This window comes from Methanospirillum lacunae (assembly GCF_003173355.1).
Taxonomy (GTDB): Archaea; Halobacteriota; Methanomicrobia; order Methanomicrobiales; family Methanospirillaceae; genus Methanospirillum; species Methanospirillum lacunae.
Map to the genome: position 1 here is coordinate 301,850 of NZ_QGMY01000002.1, position 16,935 is coordinate 318,784.

Genomic DNA, 16,935 nt, shown 5'->3' on the forward strand with positions numbered 1-16,935 from the left:
TATTCTCTGTCACTATCTTAAAAGATTCAGAACACGTGATCTTTTATACCTCATGTTCATATTACTCACATATCATGACCGATCCGTCAGTCTTTGAACTGAGAAAGTTCGTAGCGCCGGAGATCGTGTACGGAGACGGTGCCCGCTTTTTGGCAGGTAGATTTGCCTCGATTTTTCAGGCCGAAAAAATACTGGTTGTAACAGATCCTGGGATTATCGCTTCAGGAATTACTGCTGAAATTCTTGAGAGCCTAGATGAGGCAGGAATCAGGTACTCTGTTTTTTCTGATATTGTGCCTAACCCCCATGCCGAATCTGTTATGGAAGGTGCCAGGATTTATAAAGATAATCATTGCACCGGCATCATCGCTGTTGGTGGGGGCTCGCCTATTGATTGTGCCAAAGGGATCGGAATTGTCAGTTCAAACAACCGCCACATTCTGGAGTTTGAAGGGGTTGATATGGTAGAAATACCAGCTCCACCACTCATATGTATCCCCACTACCTCCGGGAGTAGTGCTGATGTCTCACAGTTTGCAATTATCTCTGACAAGGCCAGGAAAGTGAAGATAGCTATTATTTCAAAAACCCTGGTCCCCGATGTGGCACTGATTGACCCATCAACCCTCATGACTCTTGGGCCTGATCTGACCCTTCATACAGTCCTAGATGCCCTGACTCATGCAATCGAGGCCTATGTCTCAAATGCACATTCTTCAATAACTGATATTCACGCTCTTGAAGCTATCAGATTGGTCTGGTCGTACCTCCCGCTTGTTATGCAGGATCCAACTAACCTAGAGTATCGTTCCTATACGATGCTTGCAAGTATGCATGCAGGGCTTGCCTTCTCAAATGCAAGCCTTGGTGCTGTACATGCAATGGCACACAGCCTTGGAGGATTTCTCGATCTTCCTCATGGGATGTGCAACGCTATGCTTCTTCCTGCAGTAATCCGATTTAATTACCAGGGAGCACAGGAGCGGTATGATACTATTGCGAAGGTGATGGGGATTGATATGACTGGAAGTTCCGGAGAGGCACGAGGCAAGTTACTCATCTCTACCCTGCTGAATTTCTATCATGTAATCGGTTTTTCTAGTAACCTCTCAGAAGCCGGCGTGAAAAAATCCCATCTCATGGATCTTGCAGATAAGGCTATGACTGATGCCTGTATGGTTACAAATCCCCGCCAAATTGAACGTGAAGACCTGCTGAGCATTTATGAATCGGCTCTCTGACCGTCTTATTGGGTTTGAACCGGTAGTTGATATCACAAGCCGGGTCCTAATTGTCGGGAGTTTTCCATCCAAACTTTCTCTTCAGACCGGGCAATATTATGCAAATCCCAGAAATGATTTCTGGAAAATAATGGGAACAATCATCGGAATGCCTGTTGATCTTCCATATGATGACAGGCTTTCCTTCCTTCTTTCCCAGGGGTTTGGACTTTGGGATGTTGTATATTCATGTTCCCGGATGGGAAGTTCTGATTCAGCTATCAGGGATCCAGAACCTGCCCCGATTGGTTCACTTCTATCCCGTTATCCTGGAATCAGCGCTGTTTTCTGTAATGGGAGGCGTTCAGAAACAGGGCTTGAGCAGGCAATGAAACTGGGCCAGGAAAATAAAAAGCGAATGGTTCATACCGGGTATCTTCCATCAAGCAGCCCGGCCCATGCAGTTCGTTTTGAAGAAAAATGTCAATCATGGATGATTCTGCGTGATTATATCGTTCCATGATTTGCATGTTATCTGAATTATTTCATCACAATGCGATGAATCAGGGACATTATCCCTGGTTTTGTATCAGGTTTATGTGCTGATGAAAACGGACTCATAAAAGCCGGTGGAGCAGCAAACATCTCCTCGTTCATCCGGTCAGAGATCTCGTCAAAGATCCTCTTATAAGCAATGCAATGAGGATCAACTCCAGATAATCGTTCCTGATCTGGGGCAATAGCGTTGTATGGGCATCCACCGCGACAGTATGGCATATGCCGACATGAACTGCACGCTTTATCAACGTATTCCTTGAACTCATGCATTTTTTTCCAGGCATCACTGTGGGAGAGATCATCAATACTTGGGCTGTCATATACCGATCCCATCACCCACTGTTCCATTCCCACAAACCGGTAACAGGGATAGATACTCCCATCAGGCCCGATGGCAAAGGTGTTTGCCATACAATCAGCATATGTGCAGACCGTTCCCCGTCTTGTAAAAACACACCTGCAGAGATCGTTGATATTCATAATCTCAAGTTCGCCCTGATTCTCTAGTGCCTGATCAAGCAGGTAAACAAGAAGTTCTCCGTACTCTTCAGGAGGAAGGGCCCACTGCTGCGGCTCCTCGCTGCGAAGTGACGGGAGTGCCGGGTGAAGTTTCAGGGTAAAACCCTTTTCCCTGAAAAATCTGACGATCTCTTCTTTTTCTCTTACCGATTTATTGGTAAAGGTACAGATGAACCTTACTTCGAGCCCGTGAGCCCTGGCAATCTCATATCCTGCCATTGTCTTTTGGTAATATCCTTCACCACGCTGGGAATTAGTCAGGACCTCAGGGCCATCGATACTTGAACCGATTGGGATCTGGTATTGAGCAAGTATCTCTGCAATATCATCGGTCATTCTCCAGAGATTAGTTTGGATTGCAAATGACGGGGTATTTTTTGAAAGTCCTTCAGCTAAAATTGGCAGGGCAGATCTAAAGAAACCCGGTCCTGCAAGAAGGGGCTCTCCTCCATGGAAGGTGATGGTGAGAGGATCGTCGCGAAATCCACTAAGCCATGAGACCGTTGCCTTGACTGTATCCAGTGTCATGACCGGTGATCCTTCCTCAGAACTCCAACAGTAGTGGCACTGGGAGGGACAACCAAGGGTTGGGATGATCATGATATGGAACGGGGTCTTCATACTCATACATTATTCCCCTTTCTTCATAGGGTTACGTATGAAGATTCAATTGCAGATAATGGCTTCATTTGACAAGCTGAAGAAACCTTATAATTTGGGACACCGTAATTTTTTCAGCGTTTAATTTGATTTATCCGCTCAGCGTGGGGAAATCTATGAGCATTCATGTGAAATCATACAACTTTCAGACAATCTTGCTAGTCCTCCTGGCAATGGTAGCCCTTTCGGCATTCCCTGTCAGTGCTACAATCTTTTCAGAGAATGGATCCAATGTTACTGAATCAGATCTCTACAATCTGACTAACAGTACTACAACAGTTCCAGGTAACATTACTCCGGCCTTTTTTTATGATCCAAATTGTGGGGCCTGTGGACCGGCACATGAGTATATCGAAGCATATGTTGCAGATCACCCGGGAATCGATCTTCAGGTGGTAAATCTCTCTTCAGGCCAGGAGTCTAATGATCGGTTGAATGCCTATTATACGACATACAATCGGGAATGGATGAATATTCCTGTAGTTTTCATCGGCCCGATGGGCCTGGAAGGAACAGATGAAGTCATCAATAACTTTGATGGGTTACACTCCTGGTACGAAGGACATAAAGACCCTCAAACAACATAACCTCCCTTTTTTATTTTTCGCTTTGATGAGAGATGACATTCTTTTGAAGATCAGTCTGCAGCTAGAATTTGTTCATAGAATCATTGAATCTATGTTCGTTTGTGGAGGTACAAGGTGGTAGAACAGATTTTTGGTGTTGATTGTTGTTGTCCCTGGCTTATGTCATCCCATATGAAGGGAATTGTATTACTCTTGAATAAAATCGGTTATTGTGATCTTTACCCATTAATGTCCTTTCAACCTGGCACGATAAGCCCGGCCTTCTCCGAACGCCACACCGGCTAACGGACCGAGACAGCGATATGATGGCCCGGCAAGCACCATTGGATCTATTTTTTCAGGATCCGGTTTGTCGTTATCAAGACATTCTTTACTTGCATAGTATTCCACAATCTCCCCGATAAATACCTCGTTGTATGGAAGATCTACGATCCTGATGACTTTACACACAAAGTTAACAGGGCACTCTTCGATCATCGGGGCTAATCGTTCAGAGCCATAAAAAGTGGTAAATATTTTACTCTTATCTACATCACGACCTGATACAAGCCCGCAGTAATCAGCCTGCTGAACCAGATCGGCAGGTGGGACATTAACGCTGAAAAAACCATTCTCCCTGATTCCTTCATTTGAGTAATGAGATTTCATGGAAGAGATGTATACAATCGGAGGCTGAAGGGACATGATCCCAAAAGCTCCAAGTGTAATATAATTCTCCTTTCCATGTACAAAGGCTCCTGCGATAACTACCGGGAGAGATACTTCTGGCGGTTGTAGTGGAAGCGATATCTTTTCCATTATGTCTCCGTCTTACGGGATATCGGACAGAAGGGAAGAGTATTATTTTCTGATAATCTCCCTGATCCGGCTGAGCATCAGCATCTGCTGATCATGTCCTTCACATATTCCATCGCGGAGTTCATCAAGAATTGCATCGATTGGTTCAGAAAGTGAAAAAACTTTTACCGGTCTTCCTTTATTCTCAGTGATAAGGCTGGATACAACAACCCATTTCTTCTTAGTCAGACTAGTGATTGCAACACTTACCTCTGGCTGCCTGAGATCAGCAATTCGTTCCAGTTCTCTGGATGTCAGGTCTGGGCCCCTGAAGAAGACAACGAGGATACGTGCCTCATTCATTTTTAGCCCGACTTCGACGAGCAGACGGATGACCTCATTCTCCGTCTCAGTTAATTCTTGTATATAAGAAGACCCCATCAGCTTCCCGTGATTTATTCTTACTTTATTATTATAATAATTTTATCGATTTAGTCCTGACAAAAATTCGTCTGATTATTGATGTTAATAGAATTTTTGTTAGAATTTTATTGTTTTTCTAATAGTAGTGAAATAGGATCCCTAAGGAGCCATGTTCATATCCTTTAAATGTTTGTTTATATTTTCATAAGTTACAGATAACTGGTGGCGGTTCCTTTATGTACTAGCGGGAATCATACAATCCTATCGTGAAGACCGTTCTGTATGTGGATGATGAGCCTGCACTCCTGGACATTGCACGGTTGTTCCTAGAAAAAACAAGTGAATTCAAGGTTCTTTCAGCGGAATCAGCTAAAGAAGGTCTAGAAATAATTCGTACCGACCATCCTGATGCTATCGTATCAGACTATCAGATGCCGGGAATGGATGGCATTGAATTTTTAAAAGCAGTCCGTCGTGACTACACAACTCCCTTTATCATGTTTACTGGCAGGGGGAGTGAAATGATCGCAATGGAAGCGACGAACAGCGGAGCTGATTATTACATCCAGAAAGGGGGAGATCCGAGAGCATTATTTGCAGAACTAACATACAAAATCAGACTTGCTCTTTCAGATCGCAGAGATGAAACAGAGGAACAGCGCTCTAAAAAGACGATTCGAACTCTTATTGATAAAACATATAACGCGGTGATTATCCATAACGACGAGGGTCGTATTCTTGAAGTCAACTCAAAATTACTTGATATGTTTCAGATCACTCGGGAAGAGGCATTGAAATATTCTATTGATGATCTCTCCAGCCCCAATTCTCCTGTTGTAAATCGAACAGATATCATTAAGAAGGTCCTTTTGGGTGAAGATCAGTTCCTTATCTGGGACGCTCGAAGACCTCATGATGGCAGTATTTTTCCAATAGAAACATTTCTTACAAGAATAAACTTTGGGAAAAATTTTTATGTCCTATGCAATATAAGAGTTCTCTCAAATAAAGAGAAAAAAGATGAAATCGAATCGGTGATTGTATCTGCAGCTGAAAATGCACCTGATGGTATCATGTGTACTGATGGTGAAGGGAGGATCTTATATATGAATAAAACCTGGAGTAATCGGCTGGGAGTCACTCTTGATAAAATGACTGATCCGGTTATTTTTACAATTGATCATTCTATCACACCTGAAATTCTCTCTCAATATACTTCAGGTCCCGACGGGACAACAACGACAAATAGTTCGATTCATCAAGGTATCAACGGACAGATTCATGTTGATATCAGGTGTACCAAGCAGACTCAAAATGGACGAATCCTCTTCTTTTGGTATGCAAGGGAGAAAACCTCTTCTCCATGATTTTGTATTAAAAACCCCATTCTTACCTCGCTTTTTTCACAGTGTTAATGAATAATAATATATTCTCAAGTGGCAACTCAATCATGTGTTATTTTCCCACTTTTTCGGTCCCCTCCTTTTATCGCGAGGAAAACGAGGAAGGCAATGACCATCCCATCCCAGATAATCGGCATATATCATGACTTGATATTTAACATCAGTATCCTTGTCATGCTTATTTTATTATATGACCTGATTCCCGACCGGATTTATATTCAAAAGAAAATCCAATATTCGGTTTATGTTGGATTGATTTTTACATTCGTAGCTTTATCTGGGATCCTTATCCCTTGGAATGAAACAGCCCATCCAACTATGGGAATCAATGGAATTGTCCTTCCCTTATCTGGTATAGTCGGTGGCCCGGTTTCAGCTGGTATCATAGCATGTTTTCTGGTGTTTTTTAGATATATTTTTGATATGGGACCAGATTCAACCGCAGATCTTATTCTGATGGTTATCTCTGCTATTATTGGGATTGTTTTTTTCTACCTTAAGAAGAGACAATCCGTATTATACTCTTCTACCCTCATTCTCGTTTCATTTTCATTATTTGTTAGTGTCGTTTCCTTTTTTGTTTTACAATTTTTCCATCCTTATGGTCCTGAAATTGAGCCCTTGAGATCTGAACTTCTCATCCAGATCCCACTCATCATCTTCTTAGGGCTTTTCATCCTTGGTTCGGTAATCAATCTTATTGATCGGAAAAAAACCAGCGAGTTAGAGTTACTCTCTTACAAAGATCATCTTGAAGAATTAGTCGAACTCCGTACAATCGAACTGCAGAATATGAGTGCTCTGCAACAGGCCACAATAGAATCAACTGCAGATGGTGTGATTGTGGTGGATCTTTTGGGAAAAATTCAGAATTATAACCGGGTAGCTGCTCATATCCTGCATCTTGACAATGAAGGTGGAATTGATGATATAGGAATATGGGAGATTCTGAGCAGGAATACTGAATATCCGGTGCAGATGAATGTGTTACTTTCTCCAGTTTCACTATCTGAAGAACAACTGCTATCAACTGATCTGCTTTTCAAGTCAGGGAAAGTGTATGAGATTTATGTCACTCCTCATAAGGTACACGATAAAACAATCGGAAGCGTGATTAATCTTCGGGAAATTACTGAGCGGAAAAATTATGAAGATCGCCTAAAACTTGTAAATCAGAAACTTCTTCTTCTGTCTGGAATAACCCGGCATGATATTGTAAATCAGTTAACTGCCCTTCGCCTATACGGGGATATGATCAGACATGTAAATACGGTTCCTCTTATCACTGAATATGCCGAAAAGATGGATCAGATCATGGACACCATGCAACAACAGGCAGAATTCACAAGTGATTATCAGGATCTTGGATTATATGCCCCGGTATGGCAAAGTCCCTCAGAAACTTTTATTAACGCCTCATTATCATTTACCAAGCATCAGATCTCTTTTTCAACAGATGGGGATAATGTAGAGATCCTTGTCGATCGCCTTCTAGATAGGGTTTTTTATAACCTGATTGATAATTCAATCAGGCATGGTAGTCATGTTTCTATTATCAGGTTGTCTGTTTCTCTTTCATCCTCTTCTGTCCTCATTATGTACGAGGATAATGGATCTGGAATAGCACCTGAAGAAAAGGAACTGATATTTCAGAAAGGATTTGGCAAAAACACCGGGTTTGGTATGTTTTTAATCCACGAGATTCTTTCCATGACTTCTATTACAATCAGGGAAACCGGACTTTATGGAATCGGTGCCAGATTTGAGATGTCCATACCAGAAGGAAAATTCCGAATGGTATCTGAATCAATCACGTAGGTGGTACTTTCCGTAAAAAAATAAACCCTGCCGGTTTGTGGCAGGTCTGAACCTTAAGATGATTTTGGGGTCAGAGTACCACCATTTTTCAGGGAAAATGTCATTCCCTCAAGTTCATTATTATCAGCATTATTTTTATCATACGTTACGGTAAATCCGTTGCCGATGATGTTTGTAATGCTGCTGTCAACAATTCCCGCAGAATCTTTAAGTGAGGTGAGGGTTGAATCAGCGGTGACATTCCATGAACTCGTTTCATCCAGGCTGATCGCTGATGTATTTATAGCACCTGAAAGGGTAGAGCCATTTTTCAGGGTTGCAGAAATTGAACTTATTGCGTCAGTTTCTAGTGATCCGGTGAGCTGAACATTATCAGCATAAAAGATCACAATCCCACCATTCTTTCCCTGAGTACCCCATCGTGATGTCCCGGCTGCCTTGATCAACAGATCTGGCGTTCCTATCATCTTCACGTTCTTGAGGGTGATTACCGAATCAGTGTTTGTTACAAAGAAAGCAGGTCCTGCTATTGGCTCATAGGATCCACCATCCATTGTGAAAGTTCCGGTCCCGGTCTCTGCATCACCTGAAAAACTCTGGTAGATCATTGTTCCACCTGTCTTTTCAACACCACCAGAGAGTGATGTATTGACCAGATGTATCGAGTTAATTCCCTCTATCACGGCAGCTTCTGTGCCAACTGATTTTACTATTGCGTCGGTGACGTTGATTACTCCAGTTGAATAGAGTCCTGGTGAATCAATTCCAGAGGAAGAAATTGTTCCACGGGTCACTGTTACCGTTCCTGATCCCCGGTCAGTTGCGATTGGAGCTCCATTCTTTCCTGATGTGATAACATTTACATCTACAAGAGTCAGTGTTCCCCCAAGAGTTGCCATTACGCCATGACCACCATTTCCTGATGCAGTTATCGTGAGATTGTCAAGAGAGATAGAGGTCCCTTCCCCGGTTGGAATTGCACCATTTGCCCCGGTTCCGGTCGTAGTTATTGACCCGCCTGATATTTTTACTGTGCTTGCGTTATTTGCAAGAACTGCACCGTTAAGACCATAAAAACTACTGGCATCGTTGTTTGATGTGTTACCCGTTGTGCTGATAATAGGGTTTTTAAGGGATAATGAACCCTTGTTTGTTACATAAATAGCTGAAGTGTCAGTTTTATCTGACGTATAACTCCTGTCTGATTCAGATACCGTCTTTCCATCAACAGTAAAGTTTCCGGAAAGAGTAAATGATGTTCCCTGGTTTCCACCGGATCCTCCTGGTGGTGCCCCTGATGGCGGAGTTCCACCTGATGGTGGCTGGCCGTTGCCTATACCTTCTTGTCCTGGAGGCATTCCTGGACTGCCATCGGGAATATTATCGAGAGATGCACTGCAAATTGCATAGCCAAAGATAATGAATATGACTAGAAATATTGCAGAAAAATAACTGAATTGCCTCATACTATCACTTGGTATATAAGCAGCGGATCTCCTGCTCATTATATCGGGCAGGTGCCTATGCTCTCTATGTACCTTATCACCTGATTTCATTCAAAGTTTCATAAAGAATGGGTAACATTTAGGTTGGAGATCGGATAAGATAGTTTTTGAGTTAAATATTCGCGTTTCCTAAAGAAAAATATAAATTAAGTTTCTTTTTTCATTTTTCCTTATTTGTATAAGAATAAGGTGATATTGATACACCAGAGAGCACAGTAAATCCCGTAATTTATGGGTAGTATTATACACAGTATCTTATATCCGAACCGCAGATTACTTTCACCGAGTGATCTGTATGGATGTGATTGAAAGTATTAGCGATGCATTCAGGTATGCATCAGATGCGTTGGTCGGAAAGTGGGTCAGATGGATAATTCTCATTATCTCATCAATTATCTTCCCGCTGATCATGGGGTATACGCTTAGGATTATGAAGGGAGTAACACCAGCTCCAGAGCCTGGTGATTACCTGGGTATGTTTATTGATGGCATTAAGATGTTGATCATTGGATTTGTCTATATGATCATCCCCTGCATCATAGGTTTTCTGATCTTTTTCTTAAGTGGAGGCTTTGGTGCCCTTACCATGCTGACGATGAATGTCTCTAATCCTGCAGCATACGCAGGGTTGCTGGTTGGAACACTGGGGATTTCATTCCTGGCCTTTTTCATCATTATGTTCATCTTCAGCCTGTTTGAGATCATTGGTATGGTTCAGTTTGCACGAACCGGCAGTATGGGAGCAGCGTTTGCATTCAGTGATATACTTGAGAAAATAGGTAAGATTGGCTGGGGCTCGTACATCATAGCCCTGATTATCCTGAATATTGTTTTCTTTATCATTTATGGCGTTCTCTCTCTGATTCCGATCATCGGTTGGCTTCTTACCCTGATCCTGCTGCCATTCCTCTCTATCACCGGTGCCAGGTTTTACTCTGAACTCTACGACGCAGGCCAGTAATCACCTTTCCTGGTAACCCATCCCCTTTTTTAAAGCATCCAAAATGATAACCTCTTGTCAGACTGATATCTAATCTGTATCAACTCCTTCCAGACATCATGATACGTATCAATGAAGGCATTAGGAAGGAAAGGACATTTTATGGACACGGGAATTTCCGAATTTCTGCTTGTATTTCAGACCGTAGTACAGTGGATAGCAATCATCCTATCAGCTTCATCCGGTGTGTATGATGCACGAAGAAACGGGCTTGATTACTTTGGAGCGTTAGTTATCGCCGTGATTGTTGCAGTGGGAGGTGGAACATTGAGGGATATTCTTCTTGGGCGGTACCCACTTTTCTGGCTCCAGGACCCCATCTATCTGATCAGTATCTTAATCGTTGGTGTAATTGGGATTATTCTCGTTCCCATCAGTAAAGGATCCCTAATAACCGAAAATACAGTTCACAATGACCTCTTCAATGCTGTTGTAAGTTTAATGTTTGGAACATCAGGTTCTTTTGCACTGATTGATGCGATTTCTCTTGGTATGTGGGCATACCTTGGAACTTTCTATGCTCTGACCAGTGGCATACCACCACTGATCGCCCCGGTTATGGGAGTAATCACCGCATCATTCGGAGGGGTGCTCAGAGATGTCTTCTTTGTAAAAATTCCTGAGTTATTCAGACCCGGCCAGTTTTATGCATTAGCATCATTCGCCGGAGCTGCAGCCTATACTGTCTGCTGGACTTTTATGATTCCATACCCGACCGGATTTTTAGCCTGTATTATCATCACATTCCTGGTACGAATGATCTCGGTCAGATACAATATCACTAGTTTTTAGATAAATAATCCTGACTGAAACCTGTTACTCTTCTTTATCCGTACGTTCATACGCGTACTTTGCAGCTTTGGAATATGTTCCTGATATGTGATCAGAAAGGTTTACTTTTCCCAGTTTATATGGCGAAGGGCCGAGACGGCTAAAGCAGGCTGTGACGTCTTTTGAAGGCTGAACGTCCCGATATTGTACAGTCTCAAATTCTGTGCCGGGATCATAATACCGGGTCAGATCCGGTTTTACGTCTTCTTCGGTCTGATTTTTTTCGACCTGTTTGACTTCTTCCCTCACATCCGGATTTACGTACTGAGAAACCCCTGCGATAATCTCGTCACGGGTTTTACCCCTGAGCAGAAAGAGAAGGAGAGGATCTGCGTTCACCTGGTTTCCAAGTGCCAGGTACGTTGCAACGATATGGCTGCAGGTGTGGTGATCTGATTCGCAGTCGCACCGATAATCCAGGTCTTCAAGTGAGGCCGGTATAACATGAATTCTGGCTTCTTTCAGCATCTCGTCAAGTTCCCTGCAGTAATTGCCTGAAAGAAGTTTTGAAAAAAGGTCTTGGTTAGCAGCAAATATCCGGTATACAACCTCCCAATCATCTTCGAGGTCCATGAGCCAGATCGCTGTATGGTGAGAACCACCAATTGCCTCAAGCACCACAGATTCTGCACCTCCTTGATATATCCCTTTAATAATTACCTGACCACGTTCTGCAAGTCGTCTTCCTTTCACGAGTTGAGATGTGTCTTTTCCAGGTCTCATCATGGAGAGAAATTCTGCTGTCCACCAGGATTCTCCTAGAAGTTGCTGTCGGGTCTTCTCATACGTATTGTTCCTCATCATCAGATATCATCCCCGAACACCTGTTCACGCAGGCGGAGCACATCCATCAGTTCACCGTTAGGCAGTTCAGTAAGCCAGTTTTCTCCAGCAGATATGACCTGATCTGCGACAGTTCGTTTTCGTGCAATCATCTCATGTATCTGTTCTTCAAGAGTTCCTGCCGTGATCATCATGTGGACCTGCACGGTTTTTGTCTGTCCTATCCGGTATGTCCTGTCAGTGGCCTGATCTTCGACTGCAGGGTTCCACCACCGGTCTATGTGAAACACATGATTTGCCTGCATGAGGTTCAGGCCCGTTCCCCCTGCCCTGAGTGAGATTACAAAGAAACGGGGGCCGTCAGGTTTTGCAAACCTCGCGATCATTTCTTCCCGTTTCATCCTGGGTGTTGAACCGGTCAGGAGCAGCACTTCACGCTCCAGTGACTGGTGCAGAGTTCTGGCAAGATCTTTTGCAAATGTTGCATACTGGGTAAAGATAATTGCACCATCACCTTCATCCCTGACCTCTTCCAGCATCTCAACAAGACGCTGAACTTTCCCGGATCGCAGTGGTTCCATCGCGGGAACTGATCCATGGTCCGGATAATTGCAGATCTGCTTTAACCTGGTAAGAGCTGAAAGAACCCGCCCTTTTCTGGCTATTCCTGCAACCGACTGGAGATCCCTGGCAAGATCGTTTACGGTACTCTGGTAAAGTGCTGCCTGCTCATGAGTCAGAGTGCAGTAAACCTCCATCTCCATCTTCTCAGGAAGATCAGAAATGACTGTTTTATCGGTCTTTACACGTCTTAACAGGAATGGCCTGATGATCCTTCTCAGTTCCGCTGCCTTTTCTTCTGCTCCCCCTTTCTCTATCGGGTTTGCATACATCTTCTGAAATGCTGCAAATGAACCCAGATATCCCGGGTTTATCGTCTCCATCAATGCCCACAGTTCGGTAAGATGGTTCTCGACCGGTGTTCCAGTGAGGGCAATTCTGTGATCTGCTTCAAGTATTCTCACGGCCTGGAACTGTTTAGTCTGTGGGTTTTTGACATTCTGAACCTCATCAAGAATAAGCACGGCGTATGTAATCCCGGAAAGGAGTTCCATATCCCTGGGAATGAGTGCATACGAGGTGATTATCAGATCATATGATCGGGCCTTTTCAAGGTATGCTTTCCCTTTCAGCCGGGAGGATCCATGGTGAACAAAACAGGACAACCCCGGAGCAAACCGTGCCAGTTCACGTTCCCAGTTCCCAATGATTGAAGTTGGACAGATTATGAGAGAAGGCCCGGAGAGGCCCCCGTTCTCTTTTGCACAAAGCAGGTAGGCTATTGTTTGTGGTGTCTTGCCTAAGCCCATATCATCTGCTAAACATGCCCCGAATCCGAGCGAACGACACCTGAGCAGGAATGAAACTCCAATCTCCTGGTATGGCCTCAGTATCCCGTTGAAGGTTTGAGGAATCTGAACATTTGTATGACTCCAGCCTTCCCGTACTCCTCTGATTAAGTCTGTTGTCCAGTCATCTCCGGGATTGATTGAGAGATCTGCATCCGGACTTTCAGATCGTGCAACCATCTTCAGGAGTTCTGCAACCGAAGCACGGTGTTTTTTGTATTGCTTTTCGATGGCCTTTATCCTGAGATCCAGTGCAGGTCTGTCAATGGTGACCCACCGTTTTCCTGCTCTCACGGTTGTGATCTGTTGCTCAACCATCTGTCTGAATGCTGCAGGTTCGATGAAATCGTCTCCGACAGCAATTCGGTAATCATAGTGGAGCAGGCTTGCAAGTCCTACCGTTGAGTTGAAACCTTTTTCCTGCTGTCTCTGGAAAGAGAGGTCAATCCGGGCAGGCTCCAGCGGCCGTCCCCACCAGTCAGGACAGATAAATTCAATCCCACCCTCCCGAATCCGGGTAACGTCGTGACTTAAAAATCTGATAAGGTCTGATTCAGGAATCCTTATCACTGGATCGAAGTTGGTTCTGAATGTTATCTCTGACTTCGGCAGATTCGCAGTAGTTTGAACTTTTACCGCTGCATCATGTAAGAGTTTTATGAGTTCATCATCACCGGGTAAGGGGATTGGTGTTTTTTTTCCTTGTCCAAGTCGACTGGCAGGAACCAGAAGATCTGGATGATCTGCTGATCTCACCAGGAAGGTGATCACCCATTCGGGTGGTTGTTTCTCATTTTTGGATGAACTACTGGCTATGTCCTCATCAATCCTGGCAACCACTGTCCATGGAAGATCGTCAGGGATATCAATGTTTTCGGTGTCAGTCCACTGGTCAAACTTCCCTTTCCATCCATTGGTTATCTGTGGGTTTGTGATCGGCATCTTGTGCCTCTCATATCCCTGAAGATAATAGAGGGCAGTCAGTTCCTGGGAATATTTGAGCCTCTCTATCGGGGTAAACCTGGAGATGAGATCCTCTGGATCGGTCTGGGTGGTAAGGAAGATAATACGGGCGATTATTGATTCAATAAACAGAATTACGGAATCTTTTCTCCCGGATATTTTTGAGCCCTCTGCGTACCTAAGAAAACTCTGTTGAATTGGAGGCATTGCTCTCGCAAGAGAATCAATCCGGTGTTCATCATAAGATGAGGGGATAAGTTTCCACCTGGTGCAGACCCCTCCATTTTGATAAATTCCTGATGACGGGAGGTATCTTCCTCTGATCACCATCTCTCTTGCCAAGCCGGTACAACCCCGCCAGAAACGAAGACTTCCCCCGTCAATCCATGAACCTGATGCATTGCCTTCAGGAAGATATAGCAGGAATTCAGATTGGCAGACCACAACGGGGACTTCAAAGAAACCTGATGAATCAGGCTCTTTCTGGGTTGTTTCATACCGGGATGCGAATTCAGGAGATGCAACGATCTTTCCGTTTGCTGTTGGGAACTCGATTTTACATGAGCCATGAGATGGGACTGGTTGTTTTCTTCCCTCCTTATTCTGGCTTGATTGAATCAGGGCAAAGAGGTGCTCTGTACTACTGGCAAATGGATGGTTTGGCGCAGAATCTGTTCCTCCTGAAATCGGGATTGATCCTGATTCTCCAGTTTCTCCAAACAGGGTAAGTGAGAATGGCTGGTGTGGATTATACAGGGCATGCAGGATAATTGAGGTATCTGAACGATGAGAGGATGACAAGAAGGCCTCCAATATTTGCCTATATTATTATCTTCAGAGACTTTATGGTGTTCGGAGGGGCAGCATGGAAGCCAATATCTAATTGCTGAGATTATAACAGCAATGACTCAAAACGAATCCATTTCAGAAGTCCGGACAACTGGCTGATATGATCCATAGATGTAGCCGCGAGAGCTAAAGGATCAACTGTGACAGATCCGTCTTCCTTTTCTTCGATTGACTCAACCACCAATACAGTGAACTCCATTGAAGATGCAGCCAGTTTCATATACTGCCGGTACATGAGGTAAAGCCCAACTACATTTACAATCGTCGCGCCGCCGAGAAAACCACTTACAATCTCCCAGGTCATAACCTCCCTCCATAACTCACAAAGTCCCTCACGCTCATATTTCCAGATACGAACCCTCTGGTTTTCTGAGTGTCATTCCCTTCAAACTGTGATCCGAACCCAATCATACCGGAACCGTTCACCACGGTTCCCCCGGTCAGTCCGGACCCAACAACCCGCGAGATCTCATAACTTCCATTCTGCAGCATCCCCGTAGTATTCAGATCAGATACCTGGGCGGCCTGCACCCGGGATTCAGTCAGAAATGTACATCCGACTTCATCCAACACCGTCGGACGAGTCCGGGAATTCGCATAATCAGACGCTATGATCGGACCGTTTCCCCTGACTATCAGGTCAGTCTGAAATTCATCATCTCCGGTAATGGTCCTGGATAATTGAGATTAATCCACTGCCATAACACGGGATGCGAACGATCCATTTTCGTTATTCCCGGAGCTCGCGATCATCATCGTTCCATCAGTTGAAATGGACGTACTGACATAATCAGCACCAACGAAAGCCGCGAGGACCAGGAATATGCCACCGGATAAAACTAATTTCCAATTCATATTCCGCCTCGGTTGGAAAAGAAAAGGAAATTTAAGCGAGTAGAGCCACAGTGTCAGCCCAGGACTCGATACCGGTGAGGATCGAATCAGACTCGTAGCTTGAAACTGTCACACTGTCACGCTTGAATGTGACATTGAAGTTTTCACCATTTGAGCTGTGAGCTTTGAGTGTACAGCTGAATGAATCCTCAGAACTGTCATGTGAAGGAGTTCCACCCATCGCAGTCCCAAGTGCAACGGTCCCCAGGATCGTGGTGATATCAGTGTTGAACGCTGCGGAAGTTGGAGCCTTCACTGAGATCTGACCGACCGTCTTGGCTTCTCCATTTTCATAGACGATCTTCCCTGAGTAGTACTCAGACCCACGGACAACAGCGGCAACGTTCTTTCCGGCTGAAGTATATGCAACACAACCCCAGGGGTTGTTATCGATCACATCCTGGATAAGTGCCAGGAATGCAGTAATTGTTCCGATCGGAGTGGTAAGTTTCCTCTCCGCTGACTTTACTGCACCTTTTGCTACAAAGTCTGCTATCTTTTTTCTCCACCCGGACTTTTCCGGTATAAATAGATTTGCCGCGAGTATTTATATAGAAAAAATTGGGAGTGAAACGCACGAAGATTTTTAAGTGAAATTACATATCAGGCATGTCTATGTGTGGGCAAGAAATTATACTTGAATTTTTACATTAAATATCAACGATTTTTGTAATGGGATATATATTTTCAATTTCTATCTTGAGTAAATAGAAGTTTCTTAAAATATATCCTATTG

Annotated in this window: 17 protein-coding genes; 7 read left to right on the top strand and 10 right to left on the bottom strand. The window is 44.0% G+C overall.

Going from position 1 to position 16,935, the window contains the following annotated elements; genetic code table 11:
* The first annotated feature begins 74 nt into the window (after positions 1 to 74).
* Both ercA and DK846_RS01765 read left to right on the top strand, forming a co-directional pair.
* Entirely contained in the window at positions 75 to 1,241 is a 1,167-nt protein-coding gene (gene ercA, locus DK846_RS01760; protein WP_109967772.1) for an alcohol dehydrogenase-like regulatory protein ErcA, read from the top strand.
* Positions 1,225 to 1,743, top strand: coding sequence for a DNA-deoxyinosine glycosylase (locus tag DK846_RS01765; RefSeq protein ID WP_109967197.1), 519 nt, complete (start codon positions 1,225 to 1,227; stop codon positions 1,741 to 1,743). Before ercA ends, DK846_RS01765 begins: the two co-directional genes overlap by 17 nt.
* Positions 1,744 to 1,760: 17 nt before the next feature.
* Here DK846_RS01765 and DK846_RS01770 read toward each other — a convergent pair whose 3' ends face one another.
* On the bottom strand, positions 1,761 to 2,918 hold the full coding sequence (locus DK846_RS01770; protein ID WP_109967773.1) for a TIGR04083 family peptide-modifying radical SAM enzyme: 1,158 nt from the start codon (positions 2,916 to 2,918) through the stop codon (positions 1,761 to 1,763).
* 155 nt (positions 2,919 to 3,073) lie between these two features.
* Between DK846_RS01770 and DK846_RS01775 the strand changes: the two genes are divergently transcribed.
* Complete coding sequence (locus DK846_RS01775; protein ID WP_109967198.1) at positions 3,074 to 3,544, top strand: hypothetical protein; 471 nt, start codon at positions 3,074 to 3,076, stop codon at positions 3,542 to 3,544.
* Positions 3,545 to 3,769: 225 nt separating this feature from the next.
* Here the strand turns inward: DK846_RS01775 and DK846_RS01780 are convergent, their stop codons facing one another.
* Together DK846_RS01780 and DK846_RS01785 are read right to left on the bottom strand one after the other, a co-directional pair.
* Positions 3,770 to 4,342, bottom strand: a complete 573-nt coding sequence (locus tag DK846_RS01780; RefSeq protein WP_109967199.1) for a flavin reductase family protein — start codon at positions 4,340 to 4,342, stop codon at positions 3,770 to 3,772.
* A gap of 42 nt (positions 4,343 to 4,384) precedes the next feature.
* On the bottom strand, positions 4,385 to 4,762 hold the full coding sequence (locus tag DK846_RS01785) for a MarR family transcriptional regulator (protein ID WP_109967200.1): 378 nt from the start codon (positions 4,760 to 4,762) through the stop codon (positions 4,385 to 4,387).
* A gap of 248 nt (positions 4,763 to 5,010) precedes the next feature.
* On the opposite strand from DK846_RS01785, the gene DK846_RS01790 reads away from it, so the two are divergent.
* Complete coding sequence (locus DK846_RS01790; protein WP_109967201.1) at positions 5,011 to 6,111, top strand: response regulator; 1,101 nt, start codon at positions 5,011 to 5,013, stop codon at positions 6,109 to 6,111.
* Positions 6,112 to 6,255: 144 nt separating this feature from the next.
* Positions 6,256 to 7,965 (top strand): ATP-binding protein, encoded by a 1,710-nt coding sequence (locus DK846_RS01795; protein WP_109967202.1) that lies wholly within the window; start codon positions 6,256 to 6,258, stop codon positions 7,963 to 7,965.
* Positions 7,966 to 8,018: 53 nt separating this feature from the next.
* Here DK846_RS01795 and DK846_RS01800 read toward each other — a convergent pair whose 3' ends face one another.
* The gene (locus tag DK846_RS01800) at positions 8,019 to 9,431 is read right to left on the bottom strand and encodes a hypothetical protein (protein ID WP_109967203.1); all 1,413 of its coding nucleotides are present in this window, start codon (positions 9,429 to 9,431) and stop codon (positions 8,019 to 8,021) included.
* Positions 9,432 to 9,765: 334 nt separating this feature from the next.
* On the opposite strand from DK846_RS01800, the gene DK846_RS01805 reads away from it, so the two are divergent.
* Positions 9,766 to 10,431: a DUF4013 domain-containing protein gene (locus tag DK846_RS01805; protein ID WP_109967204.1), complete on the top strand. Its 666-nt coding sequence runs from the start codon at positions 9,766 to 9,768 to the stop codon at positions 10,429 to 10,431.
* A 141-nt stretch (positions 10,432 to 10,572) separates the two neighbouring features.
* Complete coding sequence (locus DK846_RS01810; RefSeq protein WP_181391570.1) at positions 10,573 to 11,262, top strand: trimeric intracellular cation channel family protein; 690 nt, start codon at positions 10,573 to 10,575, stop codon at positions 11,260 to 11,262.
* 24 nt (positions 11,263 to 11,286) lie between these two features.
* On the opposite strand, the gene DK846_RS01815 is transcribed toward DK846_RS01810, so the two are convergent.
* The 6 genes from DK846_RS01815 to DK846_RS01835 all read right to left on the bottom strand — a co-directional run bounded on the left by DK846_RS01815 (position 11,287) and on the right by DK846_RS01835 (position 16,596).
* Positions 11,287 to 12,105, bottom strand: coding sequence for an SWIM zinc finger family protein (locus DK846_RS01815; protein ID WP_109967206.1), 819 nt, complete (start codon positions 12,103 to 12,105; stop codon positions 11,287 to 11,289).
* Positions 12,105 to 15,257 carry a DEAD/DEAH box helicase gene (locus DK846_RS01820; RefSeq protein ID WP_109967207.1) on the bottom strand — a complete coding sequence of 1,051 codons (3,153 nt, stop codon included), beginning with the start codon at positions 15,255 to 15,257 and terminating at the stop codon, positions 12,105 to 12,107. Before DK846_RS01820 ends, DK846_RS01815 begins: the two co-directional genes overlap by 1 nt.
* A 91-nt stretch (positions 15,258 to 15,348) precedes the next feature.
* Positions 15,349 to 15,609, bottom strand: a complete 261-nt coding sequence (locus DK846_RS01825; RefSeq protein ID WP_109967208.1) for a hypothetical protein — start codon at positions 15,607 to 15,609, stop codon at positions 15,349 to 15,351.
* Positions 15,606 to 15,878, bottom strand: a complete 273-nt coding sequence (locus DK846_RS01830) for a hypothetical protein (protein WP_146201096.1) — start codon at positions 15,876 to 15,878, stop codon at positions 15,606 to 15,608. Before DK846_RS01830 ends, DK846_RS01825 begins: the two co-directional genes overlap by 4 nt.
* Before the next feature lie 114 nt (positions 15,879 to 15,992).
* A complete protein-coding gene (locus DK846_RS17515; RefSeq protein WP_181391571.1) occupies positions 15,993 to 16,160 on the bottom strand; it encodes a hypothetical protein in 168 nt (55 codons plus the stop codon).
* Positions 16,161 to 16,191: 31 nt separating this feature from the next.
* The gene (locus DK846_RS01835) at positions 16,192 to 16,596 is read right to left on the bottom strand and encodes a hypothetical protein (RefSeq protein WP_245926429.1); all 405 of its coding nucleotides are present in this window, start codon (positions 16,594 to 16,596) and stop codon (positions 16,192 to 16,194) included.
* Positions 16,597 to 16,935 lie beyond the last annotated feature (339 nt).